Below are 24,749 nucleotides of genomic sequence, written 5' to 3' on the forward strand. Positions count from 1 at the left end.
TAAGGAACGTGAGTTCCTCTCAATACTGTATCGACGGCTTCGGATAGAGCTTGTCGGCCGCCTGCAGAACCGGTAGCACATTGGCCTTGTCGACAATCGTTGTCGGCGTTTCGACAAAGCCTCCTGCAAATTTGCCGTCGAGCACGTCGAGCGCGACCTGCAACGCAATCTGGCCCATGACGAATGGTGTCGTGTTGACAGTCGCGGTGACCGTGCCTTTGTTGATCTCCTCGAGAGCGGCGGTGTCGCCATCATTGCCAAGCAGCATCAGGTCGTTTCGACCGAGCGACTTAGCGGCGAGTTGGGCACCCATGATCATGTAGTCGTTCGCGGCAAAGATGACGTCGACGTCCGGATGACCCTGGAGCAGGTCCATGCCGGCGGTGTTGCCACCCTCAACATTCCAGCCGCCGGGAATGCTCGCAACAATATCCACATTCGGCTTGCCCTTGACAGCGTCGAGGAAGCCGCCAACGCGCTCTGTCGAATGATAGCCGGGCTGGCCTTCGATGACCGCGGCTTTGACCGATTTGTCGCCGAGCCTCTCAAGGAGGTATTCGCCGATCTTATGCGTGCCTTTGCGTTGCGAATAGCCGACCACGGCATGGACCGGGGTCGGAAAGTTGGCGATGTCGGAGTTGACGATGACGACGGAGATGCCTTTGTCGACGGCCTGCTTGACGAGCGGAGCGGCGGCCGCCTCGTCATGGGTCGACAGGACGATGGCGTCGACGTCCTGGGTGATCACGTCCTGGATCATGCCCATCTGGCCGTTGATGTCGGCGCCGCTTTGCGGGGCGAGCATGAAGGTCTCAACATTGCCCTTCTCGGCCGCTGCGGCTTTGAGGCCCTCGCCGATGGCGATGTAGTAGTTGAACTCGGTCGCCGGCGGCATGTAGGCGATGCGGATCTTGTCCTTGCCGGCGCCCTTGGTGATCGGCGCCTGTGCGCCCGGTTGGAGCGGTTGCGGTGCGGCGTAGTCGATGGCGAGGGCAATACCGGTCGCCGTGAGTATTACGACCGCGCTTGTCGCTGCTATCGCGATCAACGATCGAAAGCTGAAGCTCATGTCTTTCCTCCCTTGGACGCTTGACGGGTTCTATCCGGCGAACGGCGCGTCCACGACGCCGCGCACGCCGGGTTTGAAAGCGAAGAGAGAGCCGGCCGTCGGCTCGGCGGCGATCTGCTCCCGCGTCGCCTCCAGTCGCGATGTGGTGATGTAGAGAGTCTCGAGTTCAGGCCCGCCGAAAGCGCAGCAGGTCGGCTTCAACACCGGCACCTCGACCACCCGATCGATGCTCCCGTCGGGCAGGATGCGGACGACTCGCCGGCCTTCCCATTCGGCATTCCACACGGCGCCTTCAGCGTCGACGCACGAGCCGTCCGGAATGCCCGGCTCTCCCTTGAAATCGTTGAGTACCTGTCGGTTGCCTGGAACCCCGGTGCCCGGATCGTAGTCATAGACCCAGATGGTTCCGACGGAGGTGTCGGCGAAATACATGCGGCGCCCGTCGGGCGAGAAACAGGTCGAGTTGGCGCAGCCAACGCCGGTAATGATCGTCGTTACCGATTCGTCGGGATCGATCCGCAACACGGTCGACTTTTCCGGTCCGGAACCCTCGTTCATTCCGCCAGCGATGAATCGGCCCTGGCGATCCGTGCGGCCGTCATTGAGGCGCGTCGCCAGTTTGTCGGGCTCGAAGCGATGGATCGTCGCGAGTTCGCCGGTGCCGGGGTCGAAGAACGCCACCTCCTTTGCGAGGGCGAGAATGAAACCGCCTTTCTCGCGGGGCGCGAAGCAGCAGACGCGGTCCGCCATGGCGATTGAACCCGAAGCACCTGATGAGGGTTCGAGCCACCACAGACGCTTCCCGTGGATGTCCGTCCACCAGACCCGGCGGTCATGGTGGTTCCACAGAATTCCCTCGCCGTGCAGGTTACGGCAGTCGAGCGCGAGCTCGGCTCTGTCCATGTCTCCTCCCCGGAGCACGTACCTTGGCTTCGTAACGGGCCGTCAGCGAAGCCGCTTCTTGTTGCCGAACTTTCTGGTGTCTGGTATATCACCTTGCAGATGGCAGGCAATACCAAAATCAGCGGCCGGCTTCCCGTCGCCAGGATCAAGCGACCCAAATCGCTTGCGGAAACCGTGCTCCACCAGCTCCGCGAGTCGATCGTCCACGGTGACCTCGCGTTGGGTCAGCCTCTCTCTGAACGTCAGCTCGCCGACGATCTCGGCGTGTCGAAGACTCCCGTCAGAGAGGCGCTCGCCCAGCTCCGCGCCGAGGGCCTGGTGCTGATCTATCCGCAGCGCGGCGCCTTCGTCTTCACGCTGAGCGCTCGCGAGGTTCATCAGATCTGTGAATTCCGGAGTGCGGTAGAAACGGCGGCGCTGAGGCTCGCCATCGCGCGCGGCCCGGATGGCTTCGCGGCGGAGCTTGAAGACATCGTGCGCGGCATGGCAGCCGCGCAGCGGCAGGGCGACCAGCGGCTCTATCTGTCCCTGGACACCCGCTATCACGCGGCCTTCTTCGAGCACTGCGGCAATAGCTATCTCCGCGACAGCTATGCGCGCTATGTCGGCAAGATCGCAGCGCTCCGGACCCACCTTGCCGGCAAGCCGCTTCACACGAAGCTGTCGTTCCAGGAGCATCGACAGATGCTCGACACCATCCGGCGTGGCGACGCAGACGCAACGATAGCGGTTCTGGATATCCATATCGGACGGACGCGCGAGACCTATTCCAACGGAATCGAGGACATTGCCGCCGCGGATAAAGGAATTCCGGAGGCGAGCTGATGGCGGCACCGCTCCTCGAGCTCAGCGGCATCACGAAGTGGTACGGCACGACGCGGGCCCTTGGCGACGTCGATTTCGATCTGAGGCAGGGCGAGGTGCATGCGCTTGTCGGCGAAAATGGTGCCGGGAAATCGACACTCCTCGCCATCCTCTCCGGTGTGGTCGCGCCCGACAAGGGTACGATCAACATAGACGGGCGGGCGGTCACCATTGACGACCCATCCAGAGCGCAGGCGCTCGGCATCAGCACAGTCTTCCAGGAGCTTAGCCTCGCCGGGGCCCTAACGGTCGCCGAGAACGTCTTTGTCGGCCGAGCTCCGACGGCCTGCGGGGTCATACGCTGGAGCGAGCTCCGGCGGCGGACCCAGCAGATCCTCTCCCCCTTCGGCATCGAAATCGATGTCGGTCGCCCGGTTGACCGCTTGCCCGCGGGCACGCGCCAGCTCGTCGAGATTGCCAAGGCGCTGTCGCTCGACGCTCGCATACTTCTCCTCGACGAGCCCACCTCGGCGCTCACCTCCGATGAGGTCGCAGTGCTGTTTGACATCATCACTCGGCTTAAGACCCGGGGCATCGGCATCGTCTATGTGAGCCATCACATGGCCGAGGTCTTCCGGATCGCCGACCGCGTCACCGTGCTACGCGATGGCCGAAGGATGACCACGCGCGCGGTGCCGGAGACTTGCATCGACGACGTCGTGCGCGCCATGGTCGGCCGGAACCTCGAAATCTTCGCAGCCGAGACGGCGCTCGTGCCGGGTCCGGTGGCGCTTGCAGTCCGTGGCAACGGAGCCAAGGGCAAATCTCGACATCTGGAGCTTGAAATACGGTTCGGTGAGGTCGTCGGTCTCGCGGGCCTGATGGGATCGCGCCGCAGCGAGCTTGCACGCAGCCTCGTCGGCCTGCGGCAGCCGTCTGGAGGAACTGCGATCGAGATCAAGGGCCGTCCGACGCGCCTGCGTGGTCTCCGCGACGCGATGGCCCGCGGCATCGCCTATGTGCCGGACGATCGCAAAGCGGAAGGCCTGTTCCTGTCGATGTCGGTCACCGATAATTTCGTCGTGACTGCGCTTCGCAGCTTTGCGCGGCTCGGTTGGATTGAGAGGGCGGCGGCGACGGCGGCGGCGGGTAGGGCGGTCGAACGCTTCCGGATACGAGTGCCGAGCCTTGCGGCGGCGGCTGGAAAACTCAGCGGCGGCAACCAGCAGAAACTGATGCTGTCGAAGTGGCTTGCGAGCGACCCGGCGATCGTCGTGATTGACGAGCCGACCAAGGGCGTCGACGTCGAAGCGAAAAGGGAGATCCACAAGGAAATCCGCCGCCTCGCTGCTGCCGGTAAGGCGGTTCTCTTGATCTCCTCCGACCTCCCGGAGCTCTTCACCATCTCCGATCGGATCGTCGTCATGCGAGAGGGACAGATCGTCGGCGATCTCCCGACACGTTTGGCAACGGAAGAGAGCGTAATGGCTCTTGCCTCCGGCATCGGTCACAAGCGCGAAGGGGAGGCGGCATGAGCGTCGACGAGGTCGGTCGGTGGCCTTCGCGTGTCGGCAGCCGTGTCCTTCGGCGCTTCGTCGAGACGCGCGAGTTGACGCTCCTGGTTCTTATCGTTGCGATCATCGTCGGAATGTCGCTGGCTTCGCCGGTCTTCCTGTCGCTGGCGAACTTCCGGGCGATAGCCATCGGCATGGCGCCGACCGTGATCATCGCTGTGGGCATGACGGTGCTCCTGGTCTCTGGTGGATTCGATCTCTCGGTCGGCTCGGTGCTGGCGCTAGCGAGCACCGTGACGGCGCTTCTTCTGTTAAGCGGCGCCTCCATCCCGCTGGCGATTCTTGGTGCGCTTGCTCTTGGCGTCATCATCGGCCTTGCCAACGGCATCGTCGTCACCAGGATCGGTGTCAATCCCCTGGTCGCCACTCTCGGCTCGATGTCGATCGCCCGCGGGATCGCCTTGGTGCTGACCGAAGGATTCTCGCTCAGCAATCTACCGCCGGCCTTCGGGTGGGCCGGCCGCGCCGAGATTCTCGGCCTGCCGTTTCTTCTTTGGGTAGCGCTCGCACTGGTGGTCGTCTTTGACCTCGCCATGCGGCATGGAAGCTTCTTCCGGCAACTCTACTACATCGGCTCGAACGAGAAGGCGGCGCGTCTGTCCGGTTTGGCCGTCGATCGCGTCCGCACGCTCGCCTACATGCTGAGCGGTCTGCTCGCCGCGCTTGCCGGCGTCCTCCTCGCCTCGCGGCTGATGAGCGGTACGCCTACGGCCGGCAACGCGCTCGAATTGCAGGTGCTCGCAGCCGCCGTGATCGGCGGCGCAAGCCTGCGCGGCGGGGAGGGCACCGTCTTGGGTGCGTTTCTCGGCGTCGTCTTCGTCGCCTTGATCAACAACGCCATGACCATGCTCGCCGTGTCGATCTACTGGCAGATGATCGTCACCGGCGCCGTTCTTGTCGTGGCCGTTGCGCTCGACATGCTGGTGCGCCGCGGCGACGATTAAGCCAGGGCCCACTGGGCCCCAACCGAAGAAGGGAGGAAACTGATGACGACACTCAATCTCGACCGCCGCAGCCTGATGAAGCTCGGCGGCATTGGCCTTGCCGGGACGGGACTCGGCCTCGTACCCCAATTCAGCGATGAAGCGCTCGCCCAGGGCGAGGGCATGGAATACGTGTTTCTCTCCATCGTCACGCAGGTGCCGTTCTGGGTCGACCACCGCAAAGCTCTCGAGGACGCCGCTAGATCGCTGAACATCAAGACGAGCTTCACTGGCCCGCTCGACTTCGACACCGTCGCCCAGGCGCGGCAACTCGATGAGCTGATCGCGCGGAAGCCGGCCGGCCTCCTGATCTTTCCTGGCGACGCGGCCTCGCTTGCAGCCGGCATCGACCGGGCCGTCGATGCAGGAATTCCGGTCGCCATGATCATCGGCGATGCGCCGGGCACCAAGCGCGCCGTGTATCTCGGTATCTCGAACCTCGAAGCCGGCAAGGTCGGGGGCAAGATGCTTGCTGAGGCGATCGGCGGCAAAGGCAAGGTGATCCTGGGTTCGTTCCCCGCGCCTTCGGTTCTGGAGCGGGTCGAAGGTTACAAGGCCTACTTCAAGAAGTCCGCGCCTGAAATCGAAGTGGTTGACGTGGTCAACGATAAGGCGGATCCGTCTTATGCTCCCACAGCCTACAGCCAGTCACTCCTCGCTCACCCTGACGTGGTCGGTATCGGCGGCACCGACGGCGACAGCGGCAAAGGTGCTGCCATCGCGGTGAATGAGACCGGCCGCCAAGGCCAGGTCAAGATCGTCGCCATGGACCGGAACGACGACATGCTTTCCTACATCGAGGACGGAACTATCGTCGGCGCCGTCGTTCAAAAATCCTATGTCGAAGCGTTTCTCGCCGTGCATCTGCTTCATTGGCTGAACACCGACGGAATGAAGGTCGTGCCGGACTACAAGGCGGCCGGCGTCAACCCCTTGCCGGAAAAGGTTGAGACTGGCGTGATGCGCCTCACCAAGGATAACGTCGCCCAATTCAAGCACTGAGCGACAGGCCGGGCCGCGGACCCTCCGCGGTCCGGTGGGCGATGGGGGTATAACACCGCTGACCAGGTCACTCGAGATGGCCTAGGCTCCGGACGGAATCAGGATCAACGCCCTCGCGTGGGGCTGGATAGTGACGCCGCTGACGAAGCTAGGCCGGACGATCTGGAGCGAAGCCGAAAGAGCTGTCTGTACGATTATCTTCTAGAGCCTACAGCTACGCCCCTGACCGTCGAAAACATGAGCGTCGGCCGGGTCGAAGCGGAAGCGGACAGACGAGCCGATCATCATCGGCGGTTTGCCTTGTAGTTCCACTGTCACGAGCTGGGGCAGGCCGTCGATCTTGAGATAGAGCAAGCTTGTGCCGCCGAGCCGCTCGACGAGGACGGTCTCGGCCGCGATGCCCTCATTGTCGGCGAGCGAAATGGCATTGGGGCGCACGCCGATCTCCGCAGCTTCGCCTGACGGGAGGCGCAAGGCTTCGCGAATGGAAAAAAGCGGCTGGCCGTTCGCCGCCAGACGGAAACCGACGGCATCGCTCGCCCGTTCCACGACGACTTGCAGGAAGTTCATCTTCGGTTGGCCGAGAAAGCCTGCGACGAAACGGTTGGCCGGCCGCTCATGGAGATCGAGCGGCGCGCCTTCCTGCACGACCCGGCCCTTGTCCAGGATAACGATGCGCTCCGCCAGCGTCATGGCCTCTACTTGGTCATGCGTCACGTAGATCATGGTCGTCTCGAGCTGCCTGTGGAGCCGTGCTATCTCGACACGCATCTGCGCACGCAGATCGGCGTCGAGATTGGACAGCGGCTCGTCGAAGAGAAAGACGTCGGGCTTCCGCACGATCGCGCGGCCGATTGCGACCCGCTGGCGCTGGCCTCCGGAGAGCTCGCGCGGCCGGCGCCCCAGGAGTTCCTCGATCTGCAATATGGCCGCCGTTTCCGCGACCTTCCGGTCGATCTCGGCCTTATCCGTGCCGAGCATCTTCAAGGCAAAGCCCATATTCTCGGCTACGTTCATATGCGGGTAGAGCGCATACGACTGGAACACCATGGCGATGCCGCGGTCGGCCGCTGCCACCTCATTCATCGGCTTGCCGCCGATGCTGAGCTCGCCCGAACTGACCGATTCCAGGCCGGCGATCATCCTGAGCAAGGTCGACTTGCCGCAGCCCGACGGGCCGAGGAACACGATGAGCTCGCGGTCGGGAATCATCAGTGAGACATCGCGCACTGCCTCGACCTTGCCGAAGCTCTTTGAAACATTCTTCAGCTCCACTGACGCCAAGTCACGATCCCTTCGCAGCGACGGCCCACATTTCGATCTCCACCAGAAAGCCGGGCAGCAGGACGGACTGCGCGACGGTGCGCGCGGTCACCATCACCTTTTCATGGACCGCGTTGAAGCGCGCCCAATGGCCGAGATCGGAGAGGTAGATGTGGACGTTGAAGACGTCGCGCAGGCCGCAATTGGCGGTCGCCAGTTGGTTCTCGCAGTTCCGCAGCGTCGCGGCCGCCTGCTCCTCGATCGTGTCGCCCACCACATTGCCGTCTATGTCGACCGCGACCTGGCCAGAAATGACGACGAGGTGGCGGGCGTCGATCTGCAGTACCGGTGAATAGGGCCCGGCGGTCACATGTTGTGTCGCATCGCGCGGGCGGGTCTTGAGCAGATGCCGGACTTCGTCGTCGATTCCCTGGTCCATGACGCTACCCCTTGACTGCGCCGCCGAGCAGCCCTTCGACGACAACGCGCCACACGAGCACAACCAGCACGAGGGTCGGGACGATCGCGAGGAAGATCGCCGTGTTGAGCAGGCTCCAGGAAACGTCCGTGTTACGCGCCAGAGCCGCCATCACGACCGACACCGGCCGGGTGCTCGCGTCGCCCGACAACACCATCGAGAACATGTATTCGGAGTAGGAGAGCATGAAGGCGAAGAGGCCGGTTGCGCCGATCGACGGCAGCGCGAGCGGCAGCGCGATGCGCAGGAACGCCTGGAGGCGGCTGCAGTGGTCGAGGACCGCGGCTTCGAAAAGGTCCTGCGGTATCTTGCGGAAGAATACGGACAAGATCAGCACGGTAAAGGGCAGCGCCCTGGCCGTGTGGACGAGGATGATTCCAGTCCGGGTTCCGGTCAGTCCCAAACCCTCGAGCATCATGTAGATTGGCGTGACCAGCGCCACAGCGGGAACCAGCGGCGCAAGGATCAGGAACATGAAGCTAAGCTTCTTTCCTGGAAACGCATGGCGCGCGTAGATGAACGCTGCTGGCGCGCCGAGTAGCATGTTCAGCAGCATCGCGCTGAGCGCGATTATCGACGAGTTGATAAGGCTGCGCGGCACCTGGCGGGCGGCGTCCGAAATCATTGCACGGTTGGCGCTCTCCTGGCGGTAGGAGGCCGGAAGCTCGCCGGTGAAGACATAGCGGTAGTTCTCAAGGCTCGGCCCATCCGAGAGCACGCTCCGGTTGGGATCGAGCAGGATGCGGTCGGGGACAAGGCTTCCATAGAGCGAAAGCGCCACCGGTCCGCCGGCGAAAAGCAGGACCAGCGACGCGAACAGGAAGGTGAGTGCCGGATAGCGGCGGCCGGGCATCTCAGTCGCCTCCGAACAGGTCGGAAGGCAGGGCGCGCGTGATTGCAAGGATCATCACGGCCGAGATTGCCACAACGATGAAGGCGACCGCCGAGCCCGCGCCGAAGTCATACATCGAGAAGCTTTCCTTCCAGATCTGGAAGGACAGGAGCGTGGTGGCCGTCCCGGGACCGCCGCCGGTCATGGCGTAGACCAGGTCATAGGTCGTGAAGGCCGTCAGGGCATTGTAGATCAAAAGGACGACGACCATCGGCTTGATCTCGGGAAAGATCACATAGCGGAAACGCCTGACCGGACTGCGGCAATCGATCGCCGCGGCTTCAAGAGTTTCGGAATTGATAACCGAAAGCGCCGCCATGATGAGCACCACGGCAAATGGGATCTGCGTCCAGACATGTGCCAACACAACCGAGATCAGCGCGAGCTTCGGCGAGATGAGCCATGGGATGGAGCCGTCGATCAGGCCCATCGCGCGCAGCGCGCCATTGAGCACGCCGAAGCTCGGGTGGAATACCCAGATCCACAGCACGGCGCTGACGGCTCCCGGCAGGACCCACGGCAGGAGCACGATCGAGCGGACAATCTGCGAGCCGAAGAACCTGCGCTGGAGGAGCAGGGCGGTCAGGGTGCCAAGCACCACCACCATCGGAGCAGCGATGACGCTGAAGATCAGGGAATTGTAAAGCGCATCGAGGAAATATTCGCTCGTCACCACCCGGACATAATTGTCGATCCCCGCAAACGGTGTGTCTGGGAAGAGCAGCAGGACCGAGTGCAGGCTGGTCCACAGCGCATACGCGATCGGGTAGATCGTCATCAACGCCACCGGCAGCAGCGCCGGCAAGAGCCAGGAGGCCGGGAAACGTTGCATGGTCCACATGGGCAGGTCCGCCAGATCAATAATTGCCAACGTAGCTTTTGATGACGCGGCGAGCGGCCGCTATCGGCAGCTCGCCGCTCGTTGCGAACCTAGCGACTGGCGAACTGTTCCCGCATCTGGTTCCAGCGTTCGGCACCGTCCTTCATGACCTGCTCGACGGGTGCCTCGCCAACCATCGCCTTAGCGAGCAGCGGACGGAAATAGGCGGACCATTGCGCGCTCCACTCGGTCCAGGTTCCGGCTCGCGCCGTCGCGACCTGTTCCTTCAGCGTGGGCACGTCAATCCACTTGCTCCAGGCAGCAATAACGGTTCGCTCCTCGAACAGCGGAAGCTGCCCGAAACCGAGCCCCTTCTCGGCAGCCCATCGCCTGGCAACCGTATAGGGCTTACCGGCCATGAAGTTGATGAACTTCCAGGCGGCTTTGGCGCGTGACGGATCGGCCGCCGTCTTCGCCGTCACCGCATAGAATTTCGCGAAGCCGAGAGTGGTGTGCCTCTCGCCCGGCATAGGCGCCAGGGCGAACTGGCCGGCAAGCGGCTGGTCGGCCGCGTTGTTCATCGCCGCCAGCACATAGTTGAAGACGACGGTGAAGGCGTGCTGGCCTGTGTTCATCGCCAGGATGATCTTCGTCTCATGCGTTTCCGGCTGCACCAGCCCCTTGGAGAAGGCGTCGGCGAGCCACTGCAGTTGCTTGTAGGCTCCGTTCTCCGGATTGTCGAAAACGGCCTTCTGCTCTGCATCGAAGAGTTCGGTGCCGCGGCCGTAGGCCTGCGCCACGAAGGCGTCGAAGAAGTTCGGGAGCTCTTGGTTGTATTCATAGGAGATCGGATGCTCCATGCCGCCAGCCTTGAGGTTTTCGGCAGCCGCGGTTACCTCCTCCCAGGTCTTGGGCACGGCGATGCCCTTATCCTGAAGGATCTTCTTGTTATAGATGAAGGAGATCGTATCGGCGTAATAGGGCAGGCCGTAGAGCTTGCCCTTGTAGGTCATGTCGCTCGAGGCAAAGCCGGCAATGTCCTTCTTCAGGTCGTCCACCGCGCCTGCCGGCGCGATGTCGTCCAGCGGCGCCACAAATCCGGCTGCGGCCCAGGCTGGCAACCAATCCTGACCGCCATAGATTATATCGGTGGGTGTACCGCCACGAAAGCGCAGGACGAGGCTGTCCTGATAGTCCGGCCAGGTGTAGTCGGTGACCTTTACCTTGATACCCGGATTGGTTGCCTCGAACTTCTTGACGTTGTCCTGAATGGTTTCAAGGGAATAGTTCCAGACCACGAACTCCAGCGTGATGTCCTCGGCCAGGGTCGGATTCGTCAAGAAAGCGCCGGAAACCAGCACTGCAGCGGCCAACAGCTTACAGAGTTTCATCGAGACTCCTCCCTTCGCCTCGGCGCACCTTCGAGCCTTGATCCGCCGGCGCAACCATCAAATGGTCGTTGACTCAGGGCTTTGCGGTTGGACAATATGAACCGATCATGATCAATTGCAACCTTTTTGAATGGCTTTGGAGACGTAAGCGCGCCAGGATTTTCGATGATGCGCCGTCCGACTTTAGGAGATGGATCAAATGCGGTGGGAAGAACTGAGCTCTCCGGATGTCGCATCGCTTGATCGGGAGCGCACCGTGGTCATGCTACCGTTGGGCTCGGTCGAGCAGCACGGCAATCATATGCCACTCGGTACCGACACCATGCTCGCCCATGCCGTTTCCTTGGCGGCGGCGGAACGAGCCCGCGACGCCGTGGTGCTGCCGCCACCCTGGTTCGGCTTCTCGGTGCACCACATGCGTTTCCCCGGCAGTGTCACGTTGAGGGCCGAAACGCTGATCGCGGTGGCGGAGGACGTCGTCGCCTCGCTGGTGCAGCACGGTTTCCGCCGCATCCTGATCGTCAACGGCCACGGCGGAAATGCCGGCGTCATCGATCTGTTGGCGTCCACGCTCGGATATCGGCACTACGGGGCCGCCAGGATCGCCGCACTCACCTATTTCCATCTGGCACGTCAGGCGATCGCGGAACTGAGGCGATCGGAGCCCGGCGGCTTGGGCCATGCCTGCGAATTCGAGACCGCGATGGTCCAGCATCTGCGCCCCGATCTGGTGAGGATCGAAAAGGCCGACGCGACCTATCCGGATCCTGGATCGGCGTATCTGACGACCGATCTTTTGGGGTCATCGGCGATCCGCACCTATCATGATTTTGCGGACCTCTCGCCAACGGGCACGCTCGGCGACCCTCTCCTCGCCAGCCCGGAGGCGGGTTCGGCCTTCTTCGAAGCTGTCGTCGGCGCGCTCTGCGCCTTCATCGAGGACTTTCGTGGCTGGCGGATTCCGGAATCGCCCAAATGATCCAGCGCCTTGAGGTCGGTGTGATTGGGCTTGGCTCTTTCGGCCTGCGCCATGCGTTGATCTATGCTGAGCATCTGTCCGACGCGCTTGCTGGATCGGTTGAAGCGGGCCTGCCCGTTGATGTCGAGTGCTGATTGCTCCAGATTGCGCACGAATGGTTGACTTGTGTTGACTGATTCTGCTTCTTGCCAAGTGTTTCACGGGACCTGACCTTCGATGGCGTACTCCGCAGCACCGCCGGAACTGACGGCAATAGCCACCAACGACCGGGCGACGCCGTCGCTCGTCTACCGTTCGCTGCTGCGCGGCATCAAGGATGGCCTCATGGTCCCCGGTGCAAAACTGCCCAACGAGCGCGAGCTCGCCCAACAGCTCGGGACCAGCCGCACCGCCGTCCGCAGCGCTCTAGCCATGATGGAACGGCAGGGGCTTGTGCACCGGCGGGTCGGCAGCGGCACGTTTCTGGCCGACGATGCGCACGACGTTTTCAGCCGAATGGACCAGACCAATGCCGCGAGCCATGAGGCGGTCCCTTCTTTTGCCGAAATCGTCGAAGGTCGGCTGCTGTTCGAGCCGGCGATGATGCACCTCGTCGTGACGCGTGTCGACGACGACGAGATCTCGGAGATGCGGCGAACCCTAGGCGAGATCGTCTCCGCGCCCAGTTGGGAGGATTTCAAGGAGAGCATCTACGCGCTGCATCGGCAGATGTTCGCCAGCACCAAGAACAAGTTTCTGGTGCAGATCATGAACAGCATTTTGAACGAGCGGCGGGCGGTTCATTTCGACGGCCGCAACACCGATAAGCCGGCGCCGGAGCCGGTGCGGAAGCAGACCCACAAGGACTTGCAGCTCATCGTCGACGCGATCGCCGCCCGCGATGCGGCGCGCGCCGAGCAGCTGGTCTCCGACCATCTGATGCGCTCGCTCGCCACGGTCAACATCTGGCAGTAAGCCGTTACAGAGCCGATGGGATCGATCGGTCGCCGTTCCTGTTGAAGCCGCTGCCCTCGACCAGCCGGAATTGATGGGTCCAGCATCAGATGGGACCCGCTCAGGGGCGAAAGCCAGGGATTTCAGGTGTCAGCGAGTAGCTTTCCGTTGCTTGCTGTGCTTTTTGCAGTACCGCCAGAGCATCTCCGGCCTTCCAGTTGTCGGAGAGAGGGCTTCTCCAAGGCGGTTGAAGGCGATGCGGCCGGCGATTTAATCCGAAGTGCTACAGAGTTGTGGTGACAGCTACGCTGCCGTCATCGGGCGCGGGACCGTACGGAACAATGCGGGAAGGTTGACGATTCTGGCCCACGAAAAAGCCAATAAAATCAAGGATGTTGGTACATCCTCCGGGCCCACCAAATTATTACATATCAGTAGGTTACGCTTAATTCTTCGAGTTTGAATTGAGCGTTGTCGGATAAATCCACGAGTTTTCAAGAAAATGATTTTGGGCCCGTTCGTCAATTTTCTCCGTCTCGTTGATGGCACCCGTCACACGTAGCTCAAGCCCCCCGGTTTCGAAAGACCTTGCAACGGTGCGTGCGGTAATCGGCGGCAACGACGTGCAATTAGGCGGGTTCTGAAGTCGGCCACAGCCTCAAAATGCTCGAAGGCAATCGCCATTCGGTTGATCGTGGCGCGGGAACTTGCCCGGCAGACCGTCCATGGCGCCCGACTGCTCGCCAGTATGACTGATCGTGACCCGGCCATGCTGCACCAGTCCGAGTGGAACGACCGCAGCGGCCCTGGCGTACTGATGAGCGAAGCGGGAGTCGACCCGATCGTGGCGCGAGTGGTCGAAGCCGCACGTGCCCGCTCAGTGGTGCGTTCCGGAAGACCTGTCCGAGCGCGGCATCGCGTACGATGCCCGTAGCCGCGGCAAGGGCTTCTCTATCCGCATGCTCTCGACGCTCGATCTTGACGCGCAGATCGGCAGCGACGGCGCCACCTGGCTCGATCGGGAGCTTACGGCCAAGAACCCTGTGCCGGTGGCCCGGTCAGGCTTTGGTCTCGACGTGGACAACGCTCTCGACAAACGTGCTACCCAGCTCGTCAGGATGGGCCATGCCGAACGCGACGCGACGAGCCGGACCATCACCTTCTCGCGCGACCTTGTTGTCACGCTGGAGCGCCAGGAGGTCGCGCGCGTCGGCAAGGAAATGGCCGCTGCTCGCGGCCTCAACTCCGATGCCTTGCTCATACATCAAAGCCACATTGAATTGGGAATCAGCATGACCTGCCACAGCCGCCTCACGAAACTTTTTGAAGGCGAGTAGAAGATCGTTGGATTGATAAGCTGCGATCCCAGCATCGAATGGATCTTCCTTGGCTTGAGCCAAGGACTCCGCTGCGAACGCGATGGTGGCAACGAGGCACGCGCCGAGTGCGAGGATTGGGGATCTGAATGATTTCATTGTTACTCGTCCTGATCTGGTTACCATGGTCGCATGGCTTGCCTATTATTGGATCGTGCAAATGAGAAAACGCCCTCAAATATCATAGCGCCTGGCGATGTCCGCCATGGCGCAAATCGCGATCTGAAGCGAGGCCCATCGCGGCTTTTGGCGGCGGTAGTGGTTGTTCGCCAACCCCTGTCGAGACCCCAGTTATCCTCGCGTTCCCGGACAGCGTTGCCAACGTTCGGAAGAGTGCGAGGCCGAGCGCAACGGCCGAAAAGGGCCGGAAGCGGACTTGCGGCTTCGAGGTTTGGAATGTGAGAAGCGGACATTCAGGCGCCCCCACATCGACGTGAACTGACCCGGAGCCGGCCCGGGACCTTTATCTTCACGATCGATCGCGCCCACTGAAGACGATCCGAGCCTAGGCCTACGAGGCAGAGGCTGCCTGCACTAGCACTTCATCTCGATCCGGATGCCATGAACGAGCTTGCCGCTCTTGTTGAGTACTCGCCCGGCCGGCTGCGGGGCCATCGGATGGACAACAAGGCACCCTTTGCCGTCCCACGCCTCGACCGCCCGGATCACGTCGCGATTGTCCGGCAAGACGGTCCCGTCCGGGGAAATGTCATGGATCGGCCCACCGACGGAGTCGAAGACGAAGATAGAAGGCCAGCGGTGGTGGTGGATCGGTTCTTCCTCATCAGCTAGCAGGGTAACTTCAAGCACCCGCAAATTGTCGTTCTCGAAAAGCACCTTGTGATTGGCCGGCGCGGCCGCAACCGCATCGAGCGCTGGATCCCATTGAGCTGGATCAATCTGGTTGATGATACCGGTCGTTATGGCCATTTTCTCCTCCATCGGGGGCAACCATGTTTTGACGGGCGGATAGTCGCATCTTCTCAACGTCGACCTGTATACCTGTATAGGGCGGGTCGGCAGTTCCGGCAGCGGTCGATCTCAAACCGCCGGCACTGGTTGAATCGCGCCTTGCGCGCAGAAAATCTGCCCATCTGCCAGCCGCGCATAATTGTGAACGACCTTGTTCTCGTGATCCTGGACCTGCACGACGAAATTGCCGCTCTGCTCGGTCCAACTCATTATGAAAACACCTGGGCGGATAGCCGTCAGATCGCTTTGGACCATCTCGTCGATCTTGATCGCGCCTATCGTGGCCTGTACGCGCAATTCCGTCGACGACAGAACCGTCAGCCGCGGCACGAACGCGCCGAATGCGCAGTCGAAAGTCTCACCGATGAGCGTGAGCGAAGCACCTTTGGTCGCAGTCATCCTATCCTCCTTGGCAGCATTCGCACACGTGCAGAGTTAGATCCGGACCTTGACGGCCCAGAATGTCGGAAAAGTCCGCCATTGCTGTCGATTTGAACGCTCCAAACACGAAACTCTACCTTTTGTCCTACAAAGTCAAGAAAAACTTGGAGCGCTCCAAAAAATGGTTTAGTTCATCGAAAATGAACAGTTCCAAAATGCCAACCCTGGCTGATGTCGGCCGGGTCGCCGGAGTCTCGCGGGGCACCGTCTCCAACGTCTTCAATCACCCGGACCGGGTTAGGTCCGATGTGCGTGAGCGCGTCGAGGCTGCTGCACACCAGCTGGGGTATGATGGCCCCGACCCTCGAGGACGAGTGTTGCGTGACGGCAAGTTCAACGCCATCGGATGCATGCCGCCGGGCGCCTATGCCATTAGTGATATGATCAGAAGTCCATATCTCCGAGAGCTGATGCTCGGAGTGTCGCTTGTGTGCGACGAGGTCGGCGCGACGCTGAGCCTGATCAACGGCACGGATGCAACGCGCACCTCCACGATCCGGGAGGCGTTGGTAGACGGGTTCATATTGGGTCACAGTGCAGACATCGACTTGATTACTTCCGCGCAGCGACGGCGCCTACCCTTCGTAATTCTCGAAAGCGATGCCGGCCCGAACGTCAATTCGATCCGGATCGACGGCCGGAGCGGCGCAATGATGGCGGTCAGGCACCTGGCTGATCTTGGGCATCGGAGTTTTGCGATCCTTTCCATCCGGCGTACATCCGGACCGCCGATCGTCCATAAGCCTGGCAAGGGCAAGCGCACGATCACTGCCGGATTTTCACTCGACCACGAAAGGCTCGAGGGCTTCGCTCAGGGCTTGGCGGAGTTCGATCTGTCGGTTGATGATGTGCCAATCATCGAGACTACCCCTGGGGAGCCCTCTGCCGGCTCGGTCGTATTCGATCGGGCTCCGGAAGCAACGGCAATCCTGACCATGTCGGACTGGCAGGCAATAACCGTTCTCGACGAAGCGGTCCGCCGCGGCATAAAGGTACCCGAGCACGTGTCGGTCCTCGGCTTCGATGGCACCGCGGAAGCGGCACGGACCACACCTCCCCTTACGACCGTAGCGCAGGATATTGTCGGGAAGGGGCGGCTTGCCGCCGCCATGGTGTTCGCGAACGGTCCTGCCAGGCAAATCGTCATGCCAGTCGAGCTCGTGGTCCGGAGTTCGACCGCCCGACCGCGTAGCTAGTGGTGAAAATCTAACGCTTGGTACCCGATGCGGAATACCTCTTTCGTCCCTGAGGCGGACGTTGGCTCGCCCTTGGCCGAACTCACGCCCATGACCCCAAGCGGAAGTTCGGCCGGATAGACTCCTTCAAACTGCGTCAATACAATCTCTTTTGCCGAGTTTTAAGAGCCAGCGGTCAAGCAGGGGCGACGTTGTGGAACTGGTCATTGGTCGGCTGCCACTTACCAGAGTGAAAGAGGCAGTTGCCCTGCTGACGCGGGCATTCATGCCCGACCCGATCTTCTCGTATTACTTTCCTGAAACCAACCGGCGCGCCGAGGTGTTCCGAGCCTTCTTTAACGATGTGGTGCGTGCGCACATCAGGTTTGGGCACGTCTATGCGGCCATGATGGATGAGAAGATTGTGGCGGCGGCGGTCTGGCGGTCACCAGACGCTGGACAGTCGACCGCCAGGGACCTCAGGCGCCAAACGCTGACTGAAAACCGGGTACGCGCGATCGACCCAAAAGCTGCGGTCGCCCTATTCGAAGGCTTCGCTGGGCTCGAATCCGGGCATCCCTCCGAGCCGCATTGGTACCTTTTCTTCACCGGTGTTGAGCCTGAGATGCAAGGTAGCGGCATTGGATCTCGCCTGCTTGCCCCGGTATTGGAGAACGCCGACCGGTCGCGCGCGCCATGCTATTTGGAAACGCCCTTTCCGCGAACCCACGACTTCTATCGTCGGCTTGGCTTCGTAATCGCCGTGGAGGGGCATCCGTTTGCGGGGGCGCCCACGCTCTGGGCAATGACTCGGGCACCGAAATGAGTCAAAACTGATGTATTAGGGCCGAAATCTACTTGTTCAAGCGCTGGTCCGCTTCTGGCGCAACTTGCTCATTCCCATCGCCGCGACGAACGGCATCATTCCACCCATTGCCCTTTAGAACTCTCTAATGTCTGGTGGACTGTACTCGTTGAGATTATGGCTGATTAAATTCTTTGGGCTAATTAAACGGCGAGCGATAGTCGAGGTGCGGAAAGGCCGCTGAGGGGCCGTTAGCGGACCGGCAGCTACCAGGAGCCGACCGAGCGGTCGCTGACGTTCCGCTCTTGGCGGGATATGTCGATAGGATTGAGCTCGAAAGCAGGTACGCAGATCGGAACAGCCATCGCGTTTGCGTTGAGCCGTCTACGACTGCTCGAAGATTGCGAAGTCACCATTGTCGGCGCCTATTCTCGCATCTGTTATACGCTAGTCTGGAAATTTGTATGTGAGGGAAGTCACAAGAGATTGCTAATATACCTGGAGCGCCGTCGGGCAAGCCTTCCGCCCTTGCGCCGGAGGGCCGGGCAGAGGCGCTCGAGCAGGGGACGAACCGCTGCTCAATCTCGCGCAGTTCTGGCGTAACTCCATCGCTTCCCGAGCACCAGCGACGACCCGCACCGTGGTTCAACAATCGGGATGCGGGTGCCGGCGATGCTTGGTACAGACAGGACAATTGAGTGAGGCTTTAATTTACAACATCACCATGCAGCTATTAGCCCAAGTCGCGCGTGAAGGTTCCGTTCTCCTTGAGGCCTCCGCTGTGGTGGAACTTGACATGCAGGCGCCAACGCGAACGGAGACGGCGCGTCGTTACAAGCGCGAAACCGTCGTCAGGGGCGAAACTTGTCCGCACCTCGCAACAATACGGCCCGTTCACAGGATCAGGAAAATAAAATGCCTCATTGGCTTGGAAATTATCGGTAACTCCGTTCGCAAACGGGTAAGGCGCGTACAGCGCCGAACTGTGGATAGAATGCAGGATGCTCTGCTTGCCGGTTTTGCTGTTTGTAATACGGGCGGTGACTAGGCTGCTCAGGTGCTCGTCACCCGACAGGAATACCAGTCGCTTTAGTTCCTTGTCGCACACATACCTGAGCAGCGCGTGCATGGAGACCGGGTATCCGTCCCACGCGTCGGAACGCAAGGCACAGGTGGGATCCTCGGCCACCTCCCGCCGGCGCGGCAGCACAGCCGAGGGTGTGAGAACAAACTTGGGCAGTTCGGCGTGTTCAGACTTGGTCAGCCATTCGCAAAGTTTCTCGAATTGCGTTGGACCCATAATCCGCGCTTTTTTCCAGTTCAACACCGTCCGTCCTTCACGCTCGGTGCGCGTGTCACAAAGGAAGAATGGCACACCCTTGTGGGTGAAATCGTCTCGCCAGATGTGTGCCGGCAGGCGCCTTTCCAGCACCCCGGTCTTGCCGCGTCCAAACCTGAAGTAAGCCCGCTTCCCAGGCTTGATGACGGTATCTTCCTTGCGCATCGCCGGGTCGGGGTCATTTGCCCAATTGTCGCGAATCTCGTGGTCGTCGAGCATCATTTCAACCACCATATCCAAGCGCTGCATCACCGCCTTCACGCCGCGGCTCTGGCCCCGACGTTCGTAGGGTATTCGGAATCGGTCGTCGGCAACCTTAGGGTCGAAAAGACCTGCCGTAGCGTCGATATATACTTGGTCGCCGGCCAGCAGCAGCAACGTCGGAGCGCCGCGTTTGCCCAGAAGATCGCCGAGCGCGAGCAGAGACGCATCTGCAGGCCCTCGTGTTGCACGCTGGCCGTCGGGCATGTGGTCGAGGAAATCACTGGGGTATTGGCAACTGGCGAGAGCGAATGAAATGTTCGATACCGTGCGGGCAGCGTTCTTGTAGCTGTAGCTTCGGTGCGATCTTCCAGGGCTGCGGACGATCAGGCCACCTCGCAAGTCGTCCAATGTGTCAGCCTCGAGCGCATCCCTGATAGCCTCGGCGGCCTCGCTCATCGCCTTCTCGAAGTGCGGACGTGTATCCGGAATTTCAGGTGGTGATCCCGCCACATCGGGCAGTTTCGGCAACCGAGCGAAACCGCCAATTCCCTGCGCCTGAATGTACAGCAGCAAGACCAGAACCTGCTCCGCTTTAGGCCACTCGTGTAGCGGAACTTCAAATACGAAGGGAGATGCGGTTTGATCAATATGATACCCGGGGAGGCTATCGCCTTTCTCGTCGCCAGAGTTCGTTGCCGGCGGATCGATCCTGTGCAGCCGGTCGCCCTTTGCGAGAACGGGAACGATGAAGGCTGCATGAGGGAAGCCTCGCCCTCCGCTATCGGCTGCTTGCACTCGGATCTTGCCCTCCTCGACCTCTACGCGCACCCCGAAGGCGGGCGCCCTGGCTTCGGAGGGGAGGGAACTCGTCATGGCTTATCCTCCAAGGATGGCCCCAAGATATCCGGCATCCCGAGGTATTTCGCTATAACGCCGCAAATCGACGAGGCGTCTTTACCGATCAGGCAATCCTGATGACCGTGGCCTCCTATGCACCAGGTCAAATAGGAGGGTTGGCCGAGCGCCAGGAGCTGGCGGCTTTTGTCAATGAGATGCCTGATTTCTTCGTCCGATTGCACCGCCTCGACCGCATGCAGAGATGAGTTCAAATGCGGCACGCCGGCCCCTCTGAGCATATTTCGCATCAGCCTCAGGGTTGAGGGGTCGACCAAACCGTTTTCGGCTCCATGGATCGACATCATCGGGAACTTCAGTCGATCCCTCACTCGGTCTGGCAGCACATAGCGATTTATGCCGGCGCGATCGGTCACGGTGTTGAAGCCAGCGAAATGGATAACCTGCGAGACCGTCTCGACGCTGAGCGGACCGAAGAAGTCGTCGATGTTGTCAAGCACCAGGTCTGAGAGGTTCTTAAGCGAGAAGGTGCGTGCATAGAGCGCGTCCATGCGATGCCTCGTACCCACCCAAGGCGTCGCCTTGCCGGGGGGCCAGAGTGGGTTCTCGCGCCGATACTCTTCAGGCGGCACCCGCATTGCCGAGAGCGCTCTGTCAAGCAATTGACCGGCGATCGGGATATCGCCATGCGGACTAAACACATAGTCTTCAAGTTGAAGGAAATAACGAACATATCGCATTATATATGCGGCGAGTACATTCGCCGGGCTCAAAAGCATTGCCGGTCCGACTTGTGAGAACACTACGCGCCCGATCTTATTGTGCAAGTTCCTTCGATCGTGCTCGCCAAGCACCGCCATGCTGAACATGGCCGCGCCCATGCAATGGCCGACGACATCGAGCTTTTCCTGCCCTGTGACAGCCAGCACGTGTTGGACGGCGATCGGAATGTCCTCCTCCGCCATCGCCTCAAATGGCCAACTGCCTGTGGCGGTAATCAGGCCCGAACTCGAGCGCATATCGAGCACCCAGACATCACGCCCAGCATCACAGAGTGTTTGAGCGAGGTTGCCGGGTACGGCAGCATGAGCAAATGTGGTGCCGCTCGCACTGTAGCCATGGATGAGCAACACGGGGCGTTTCGGAACGCCATTCTCGATCGCCTTTGCGGAACTACCGTTATAGCGCGCCAGGCGAATGCGAATCTGCGGGCTTTGCTGGTCGTCCAAAGTCAACCAGTCGATTTGCGGCGTGGGCAGGCCCGGCACTGCCCCGGGCAGCCGTTGTGGTCCACGCGTCGATGGCGGGTCGGGGCGGCGAAAACTCAGCGCATGTATCTGAAGCACGACGCGAAAGCCGTAGAGGATGAAAGAAGCCAGATCTGCCAGTGCCGCGACGCGGTCTTGCTGATCTACTATTCGCAGCAAAGGCACTCCCTGCCGCGCCAGGTATCGCTTGTTCAGTTCCAGCGACGGTTGTTTCTTGCCAACGATGGTCTTGCGCATTTGCGGGAACGCCACGACAGACATCTCCAGCAATTGCGTCCACGGGCTGGCGCCCCGTGCATACTTAAGCCGCTTCACCGCTCTGATTTTCTTCTGTGCGAACAGAGAGCTGTCGAACCTCGCGCCCTCATCGACTTTCACGGCTTTGTCGAGTTCGTCCGGCTCGACAACCTTGTCGATGTACAGATCGTATTCGATCAGGCGCACCCCGCCCGCACGTGAGCACAGGTGCAGAATATCGAGCAACTTGGCATGGGATGGCCCTCCGCCAGGCGGCAAGAGACGCAACCATTCCTGGCCGCGTCGGACCAAGCCGTAAGCAACGTCGCGGATACCGCGATTGACTGCCCAGGCTAAGACAGCGCGCAGCGTTCGTTGGAGAGGACGCGATTCTTCGAGATCGAACAGGCGGAGCGATCCCGAAATCTCGGCTTCAAGTGCGATATCGCTTTCATAGGCTTGATCTGCAACTGGGTCGAATTCCTTTCCTTCACGGAGAATGCGCAGCCGACCGTTTGCAATCGGCAAACAGCGCCCCTTGGGCGGTTGTTGCGTGTACAGATCGGCTAGGACCACCGGCTTGGTGGTCAGGGTCAGTTCGACCAAGTGTGGTTTCAGGCCGCTGCCACGTATTGCTAGAGGGACCTTGCCGCGCACTTGTTCAGTCAGTTCGATGCTGGTCCGCGTAGGCTTAGGATTCGTCCGCGGCGTGGAGTACACCGGCCGTGCGTCGCCAGGAGAGTTCTGAAGGGCGGGTGCGCTGGTCAAACGGCCGCCACTCAGTTGCCATTCCTCCTTGAGTTCGGTGATCGCTCGCAATGCCAGAACGGCAATGGTCAACGCCGGGTTGATGCCCAGAGAAGTGGGCACGACCGAGCCATCGAGCACGATCAGCCCTTCGTGAGTCCGTTTGATCCCGGCCGCGGCGGCATCGAACACGCGGCCGCAATGATCAGTAACGCCTTGGCGTACGTCGTCGCCCATGGCGCAACCCCCAAGCGGGTGTACTGTCAGCAGCGGGCCGCGTTGGCGGCCGAACACGGATTCGAGCTTATCCGACAATGGCCGCCACAGCAGGTTGTTCACTAGACGCCCCCCCAATCCCGACTCTCGAAGTAGGCGGCCAAGGCGCGTGTGATGGTTCTCCAACCGGGGATCCAGTCGCAATTCCGGCCAGCGCACGGTGAGCATCCCGTCGGCATTGTCTTGTATTGGTCCACCCGGTGTCAGTTCACCCTCCGCGTCGTCGCGGCCGATCATGGCGAGTACCAAGGAGTTCGTGATGGCTGCAGGATTGACGGCAGCGTCGTCGGCCCGCGAAGGATTTGGCTGATGCTTCGTCCAGTCGCCATCGGCCACGCGATTGAGCACATCGAATGTGGTGGTGCTCTCCTCAAACAAGCGGCGCAGCGGTCCCGGTACCGCGAGATCTTGGATCACCAAGTCGGTGTCCGCATTGCCTTCGCGAAGATCGAGCATTGCCGTTATTGTCGGGCCGATCGCGCGACCACCAGGCTCGCCGGGATTGTTTGGAACTGGATCCTGAGTTTCGTCAGCTACGGCGTTCACCCGTGCCGCCAAGTCGTGGGCAATCACGAGCATGTCGCCATTGGCGGAGAATTTGCGCCCCAACTGATCCGAGAACCTTGTCCCCTCAACTTGCGAGCGTATCAAAATTTCCGTTGAGCCGAACGTGCCTGCTGCAAGGATCACGCGCTTCGCCAGCAGAGCGAACGGCTTACGCTGGCTATCGCGAAGATGCGCATCTGTGTGATTGACGTCCAACTGCCATCTTTCGTCCGCCGGCGAAACGCGCAGGACGGTGGCGCCGGTGACGATTCGTACTCCGCTTTGCTGAGCTAGGCGCAACAAGTTCAGGTCGAGGGATTCTTTGGCATTGTAGTTGCAGCCAGTGCCACAGTCACCACAGCGGCGACATTCGCTCATCGCGACCCCGGCGGAATTGGGGTGGCAATCGGATGCGACGGTTATGTGAGCGGGGCGTGCCTTGCCACCAGCCAAACTTCCAAATGCCTCGGTCTTGGCCAAGAAAGGCTGGTTGGTGGCAACCATTGGCCGGGCTCCCAACCAAGCGCGCAGTCGTTCAGCCGTTTCTGCAAGCCGGGTGTCCCTGCGTATCTTGGTGGGCCAGCGCGCTTCGTGGAATATCTGCGGCAGCGGCATCTCCATCACACCGGCGTTTATCAATGACCCCCCGCCCAACCCACAGGCGACGAGGGCTGCAGCGTCATCGCTCCAGCGCATGTCGTAGAGACCATCGAGCACCCCGCGCTGGCGCTCTGCGGCGGGCGTGGTAAAGCGGATGTGGCCGGCCAGATCGGCCAAGCGCGAAGGGAACATTCCGGCCAAGTACTCCTTGCCGCGTTCGAGCACGCAGATTTTCAATGGCTGGCCTTGCGCATCCTTGCAGCTGCTCAGTTCAGCGGCAGCCACCGAGCCGCCATAACCGCTGCCAACGATGACGACATCAAAGTCGTATTCGCCCTTGACAGGTGTCCTTTGCGGATCAGCGATCCGCGGCAGATCGTTGACCAATGCCTCGAGTCCGCGCGAGAGCCAAGCCGTCGCGCGTGGCAGCTCAGGCGCTGCGTTGGTTTTTACAGGCACTGGGACCTCCCCCAATTTAGGGGTCAATCATATGCGAAATTTGGTGTAATGTCAGGAAGTCACGCAATGTATTGGGGCGATATTCATTCCATCCAAGGAGTGCGCGGTCTGTGATGCCGTTCTCTTCCCTGAAACTATAGGCACGGCTGCGGGAAGGAAGCCATGAAGGGTACTTGCGAGCTACTTGGGAGTTTTCTGCCGCTGGAATTACTCGGTAGAATTCACGCACTTCGCGCGGATGGCCCGGTGGCCGTCGAATTCCCGGCTGCTGTGATGTTTGTCGATGTGTCCAGGTACACGGCCTTAGTCGAGCAACTAGCACGACGGGGGCAAGAAGGACTTGAAAGAATCCCGAGCC

At 61.0% G+C, this 24,749-nt stretch carries 21 protein-coding genes; 10 read left to right on the top strand and 11 right to left on the bottom strand.

What is annotated here, in order from left to right; genetic code table 11:
• Positions 1 to 19 precede the first annotated feature (19 nt).
• Positions 20 to 1,069: a sugar ABC transporter substrate-binding protein gene (locus ACSQ3Z_RS34430; protein WP_436175584.1), complete on the bottom strand. Its 1,050-nt coding sequence runs from the start codon at positions 1,067 to 1,069 to the stop codon at positions 20 to 22.
• Positions 1,070 to 1,099: 30 nt separating this feature from the next.
• Positions 1,100 to 1,972 (bottom strand): SMP-30/gluconolactonase/LRE family protein, encoded by an 873-nt coding sequence (locus ACSQ3Z_RS34435; RefSeq protein ID WP_123149326.1) that lies wholly within the window; start codon positions 1,970 to 1,972, stop codon positions 1,100 to 1,102.
• 99 nt (positions 1,973 to 2,071) lie between these two features.
• Here ACSQ3Z_RS34435 and ACSQ3Z_RS34440 point away from each other — a divergent pair, with 99 nt between their 5' ends.
• The 4 genes from ACSQ3Z_RS34440 to ACSQ3Z_RS34455 are packed head-to-tail and all read left to right on the top strand — an operon-like array spanning position 2,072 to position 6,335.
• Positions 2,072 to 2,797, top strand: coding sequence for a GntR family transcriptional regulator (locus ACSQ3Z_RS34440; protein WP_127851822.1), 726 nt, complete (start codon positions 2,072 to 2,074; stop codon positions 2,795 to 2,797).
• Positions 2,797 to 4,311, top strand: coding sequence for a sugar ABC transporter ATP-binding protein (locus ACSQ3Z_RS34445; protein WP_436175585.1), 1,515 nt, complete (start codon positions 2,797 to 2,799; stop codon positions 4,309 to 4,311). Before ACSQ3Z_RS34440 ends, ACSQ3Z_RS34445 begins: the two co-directional genes overlap by 1 nt.
• The gene (locus ACSQ3Z_RS34450) at positions 4,308 to 5,294 is read left to right on the top strand and encodes an ABC transporter permease (protein ID WP_436175586.1); all 987 of its coding nucleotides are present in this window, start codon (positions 4,308 to 4,310) and stop codon (positions 5,292 to 5,294) included. Before ACSQ3Z_RS34445 ends, ACSQ3Z_RS34450 begins: the two co-directional genes overlap by 4 nt.
• A gap of 42 nt (positions 5,295 to 5,336) precedes the next feature.
• Complete coding sequence (locus tag ACSQ3Z_RS34455) at positions 5,337 to 6,335, top strand: substrate-binding domain-containing protein (RefSeq protein ID WP_436175587.1); 999 nt, start codon at positions 5,337 to 5,339, stop codon at positions 6,333 to 6,335.
• A gap of 201 nt (positions 6,336 to 6,536) precedes the next feature.
• On the opposite strand, the gene ACSQ3Z_RS34460 is transcribed toward ACSQ3Z_RS34455, so the two are convergent.
• From ACSQ3Z_RS34460 to ACSQ3Z_RS34480, 5 genes are all read right to left on the bottom strand, one after another.
• Positions 6,537 to 7,619: an ABC transporter ATP-binding protein gene (locus ACSQ3Z_RS34460; RefSeq protein WP_436175588.1), complete on the bottom strand. Its 1,083-nt coding sequence runs from the start codon at positions 7,617 to 7,619 to the stop codon at positions 6,537 to 6,539.
• A 1-nt stretch (position 7,620) separates the two neighbouring features.
• Complete coding sequence (locus ACSQ3Z_RS34465) at positions 7,621 to 8,037, bottom strand: RidA family protein (protein ID WP_436175589.1); 417 nt, start codon at positions 8,035 to 8,037, stop codon at positions 7,621 to 7,623.
• Positions 8,038 to 8,041: 4 nt separating this feature from the next.
• On the bottom strand, positions 8,042 to 8,929 hold the full coding sequence (locus tag ACSQ3Z_RS34470) for a carbohydrate ABC transporter permease (RefSeq protein WP_436175590.1): 888 nt from the start codon (positions 8,927 to 8,929) through the stop codon (positions 8,042 to 8,044).
• 1 nt (position 8,930) lies between these two features.
• A complete protein-coding gene (locus ACSQ3Z_RS34475; RefSeq protein WP_436175591.1) occupies positions 8,931 to 9,809 on the bottom strand; it encodes a carbohydrate ABC transporter permease in 879 nt (292 codons plus the stop codon).
• A gap of 89 nt (positions 9,810 to 9,898) precedes the next feature.
• The gene (locus ACSQ3Z_RS34480; RefSeq protein ID WP_436175592.1) at positions 9,899 to 11,179 is read right to left on the bottom strand and encodes an ABC transporter substrate-binding protein; all 1,281 of its coding nucleotides are present in this window, start codon (positions 11,177 to 11,179) and stop codon (positions 9,899 to 9,901) included.
• A 199-nt stretch (positions 11,180 to 11,378) separates the two neighbouring features.
• On the opposite strand from ACSQ3Z_RS34480, the gene ACSQ3Z_RS34485 reads away from it, so the two are divergent.
• From ACSQ3Z_RS34485 to ACSQ3Z_RS34500, 4 genes are all read left to right on the top strand, one after another.
• Entirely contained in the window at positions 11,379 to 12,158 is a 780-nt protein-coding gene (locus ACSQ3Z_RS34485; RefSeq protein WP_436175593.1) for a creatininase family protein, read from the top strand.
• Positions 12,155 to 12,292: a hypothetical protein gene (locus ACSQ3Z_RS34490; RefSeq protein ID WP_436175594.1), complete on the top strand. Its 138-nt coding sequence runs from the start codon at positions 12,155 to 12,157 to the stop codon at positions 12,290 to 12,292. Before ACSQ3Z_RS34485 ends, ACSQ3Z_RS34490 begins: the two co-directional genes overlap by 4 nt.
• Positions 12,293 to 12,374: 82 nt before the next feature.
• Positions 12,375 to 13,112: a FadR/GntR family transcriptional regulator gene (locus ACSQ3Z_RS34495; protein WP_436175595.1), complete on the top strand. Its 738-nt coding sequence runs from the start codon at positions 12,375 to 12,377 to the stop codon at positions 13,110 to 13,112.
• Positions 13,113 to 13,960: 848 nt separating this feature from the next.
• Positions 13,961 to 14,428, top strand: coding sequence for a DUF3363 domain-containing protein (locus ACSQ3Z_RS34500; protein ID WP_436175596.1), 468 nt, complete (start codon positions 13,961 to 13,963; stop codon positions 14,426 to 14,428).
• A gap of 573 nt (positions 14,429 to 15,001) precedes the next feature.
• Here ACSQ3Z_RS34500 and ACSQ3Z_RS34505 read toward each other — a convergent pair.
• Both ACSQ3Z_RS34505 and ACSQ3Z_RS34510 read right to left on the bottom strand, forming a co-directional pair.
• Positions 15,002 to 15,397: a hypothetical protein gene (locus ACSQ3Z_RS34505; RefSeq protein ID WP_436175597.1), complete on the bottom strand. Its 396-nt coding sequence runs from the start codon at positions 15,395 to 15,397 to the stop codon at positions 15,002 to 15,004.
• A 111-nt stretch (positions 15,398 to 15,508) separates the two neighbouring features.
• Positions 15,509 to 15,838, bottom strand: a complete 330-nt coding sequence (locus ACSQ3Z_RS34510) for a MoaF-related domain-containing protein (protein WP_436175598.1) — start codon at positions 15,836 to 15,838, stop codon at positions 15,509 to 15,511.
• 62 nt (positions 15,839 to 15,900) lie between these two features.
• Here ACSQ3Z_RS34510 and ACSQ3Z_RS34515 point away from each other — a divergent pair, with 62 nt between their 5' ends.
• A complete protein-coding gene (locus ACSQ3Z_RS34515; protein ID WP_436175599.1) occupies positions 15,901 to 17,076 on the top strand; it encodes a LacI family DNA-binding transcriptional regulator in 1,176 nt (391 codons plus the stop codon).
• Positions 17,077 to 17,269: 193 nt separating this feature from the next.
• Positions 17,270 to 17,881, top strand: a complete 612-nt coding sequence (locus tag ACSQ3Z_RS34520; protein ID WP_436175600.1) for a GNAT family N-acetyltransferase — start codon at positions 17,270 to 17,272, stop codon at positions 17,879 to 17,881.
• Positions 17,882 to 18,593: 712 nt separating this feature from the next.
• Here the strand turns inward: ACSQ3Z_RS34520 and ACSQ3Z_RS34525 are convergent.
• Both ACSQ3Z_RS34525 and ACSQ3Z_RS34530 read right to left on the bottom strand, forming a co-directional pair.
• Positions 18,594 to 20,276 carry an alkaline phosphatase D family protein gene (locus ACSQ3Z_RS34525; protein ID WP_436175601.1) on the bottom strand — a complete coding sequence of 561 codons (1,683 nt, stop codon included), beginning with the start codon at positions 20,274 to 20,276 and terminating at the stop codon, positions 18,594 to 18,596.
• On the bottom strand, positions 20,273 to 24,391 hold the full coding sequence (locus ACSQ3Z_RS34530) for an alpha/beta fold hydrolase (protein WP_436175602.1): 4,119 nt from the start codon (positions 24,389 to 24,391) through the stop codon (positions 20,273 to 20,275). Before ACSQ3Z_RS34530 ends, ACSQ3Z_RS34525 begins: the two co-directional genes overlap by 4 nt.
• Positions 24,392 to 24,749 lie beyond the last annotated feature (358 nt).

It is taken from the genome of Mesorhizobium sp. LjNodule214, assembly GCF_964252735.1.
In the GTDB taxonomy this organism is placed as follows: domain Bacteria; phylum Pseudomonadota; class Alphaproteobacteria; order Rhizobiales; family Rhizobiaceae; genus Mesorhizobium.

Bases quoted from the DNA above. Each gene is read 5' to 3' on its own strand.
- ACSQ3Z_RS34430 (WP_436175584.1), bottom strand. From the start codon at position 1,069: ATGAGCTTCAGCTTTCGATCGTTGATCGCGATAGCAGCGACAAGCGCG.
- ACSQ3Z_RS34435 (WP_123149326.1), bottom strand. From the start codon at position 1,972: ATGGACAGAGCCGAGCTCGCGCTCGACTGCCGTAACCTGCACGGCGAG.
- ACSQ3Z_RS34440 (WP_127851822.1), top strand. From the start codon at position 2,072: ATGGCAGGCAATACCAAAATCAGCGGCCGGCTTCCCGTCGCCAGGATC.
- ACSQ3Z_RS34445 (WP_436175585.1), top strand. From the start codon at position 2,797: ATGGCGGCACCGCTCCTCGAGCTCAGCGGCATCACGAAGTGGTACGGC.
- ACSQ3Z_RS34450 (WP_436175586.1), top strand. From the start codon at position 4,308: ATGAGCGTCGACGAGGTCGGTCGGTGGCCTTCGCGTGTCGGCAGCCGT.
- ACSQ3Z_RS34455 (WP_436175587.1), top strand. From the start codon at position 5,337: ATGACGACACTCAATCTCGACCGCCGCAGCCTGATGAAGCTCGGCGGC.
- ACSQ3Z_RS34465 (WP_436175589.1), bottom strand. From the start codon at position 8,037: ATGGACCAGGGAATCGACGACGAAGTCCGGCATCTGCTCAAGACCCGC.
- ACSQ3Z_RS34470 (WP_436175590.1), bottom strand. From the start codon at position 8,929: ATGCCCGGCCGCCGCTATCCGGCACTCACCTTCCTGTTCGCGTCGCTG.
- ACSQ3Z_RS34475 (WP_436175591.1), bottom strand. From the start codon at position 9,809: ATGTGGACCATGCAACGTTTCCCGGCCTCCTGGCTCTTGCCGGCGCTG.
- ACSQ3Z_RS34480 (WP_436175592.1), bottom strand. From the start codon at position 11,179: ATGAAACTCTGTAAGCTGTTGGCCGCTGCAGTGCTGGTTTCCGGCGCT.
- ACSQ3Z_RS34485 (WP_436175593.1), top strand. From the start codon at position 11,379: ATGCGGTGGGAAGAACTGAGCTCTCCGGATGTCGCATCGCTTGATCGG.
- ACSQ3Z_RS34490 (WP_436175594.1), top strand. From the start codon at position 12,155: ATGATCCAGCGCCTTGAGGTCGGTGTGATTGGGCTTGGCTCTTTCGGC.
- ACSQ3Z_RS34495 (WP_436175595.1), top strand. From the start codon at position 12,375: ATGGCGTACTCCGCAGCACCGCCGGAACTGACGGCAATAGCCACCAAC.
- ACSQ3Z_RS34505 (WP_436175597.1), bottom strand. From the start codon at position 15,397: ATGGCCATAACGACCGGTATCATCAACCAGATTGATCCAGCTCAATGG.
- ACSQ3Z_RS34510 (WP_436175598.1), bottom strand. From the start codon at position 15,838: ATGACTGCGACCAAAGGTGCTTCGCTCACGCTCATCGGTGAGACTTTC.
- ACSQ3Z_RS34515 (WP_436175599.1), top strand. From the start codon at position 15,901: ATGTCGGAAAAGTCCGCCATTGCTGTCGATTTGAACGCTCCAAACACG.
- ACSQ3Z_RS34525 (WP_436175601.1), bottom strand. From the start codon at position 20,276: ATGACGAGTTCCCTCCCCTCCGAAGCCAGGGCGCCCGCCTTCGGGGTG.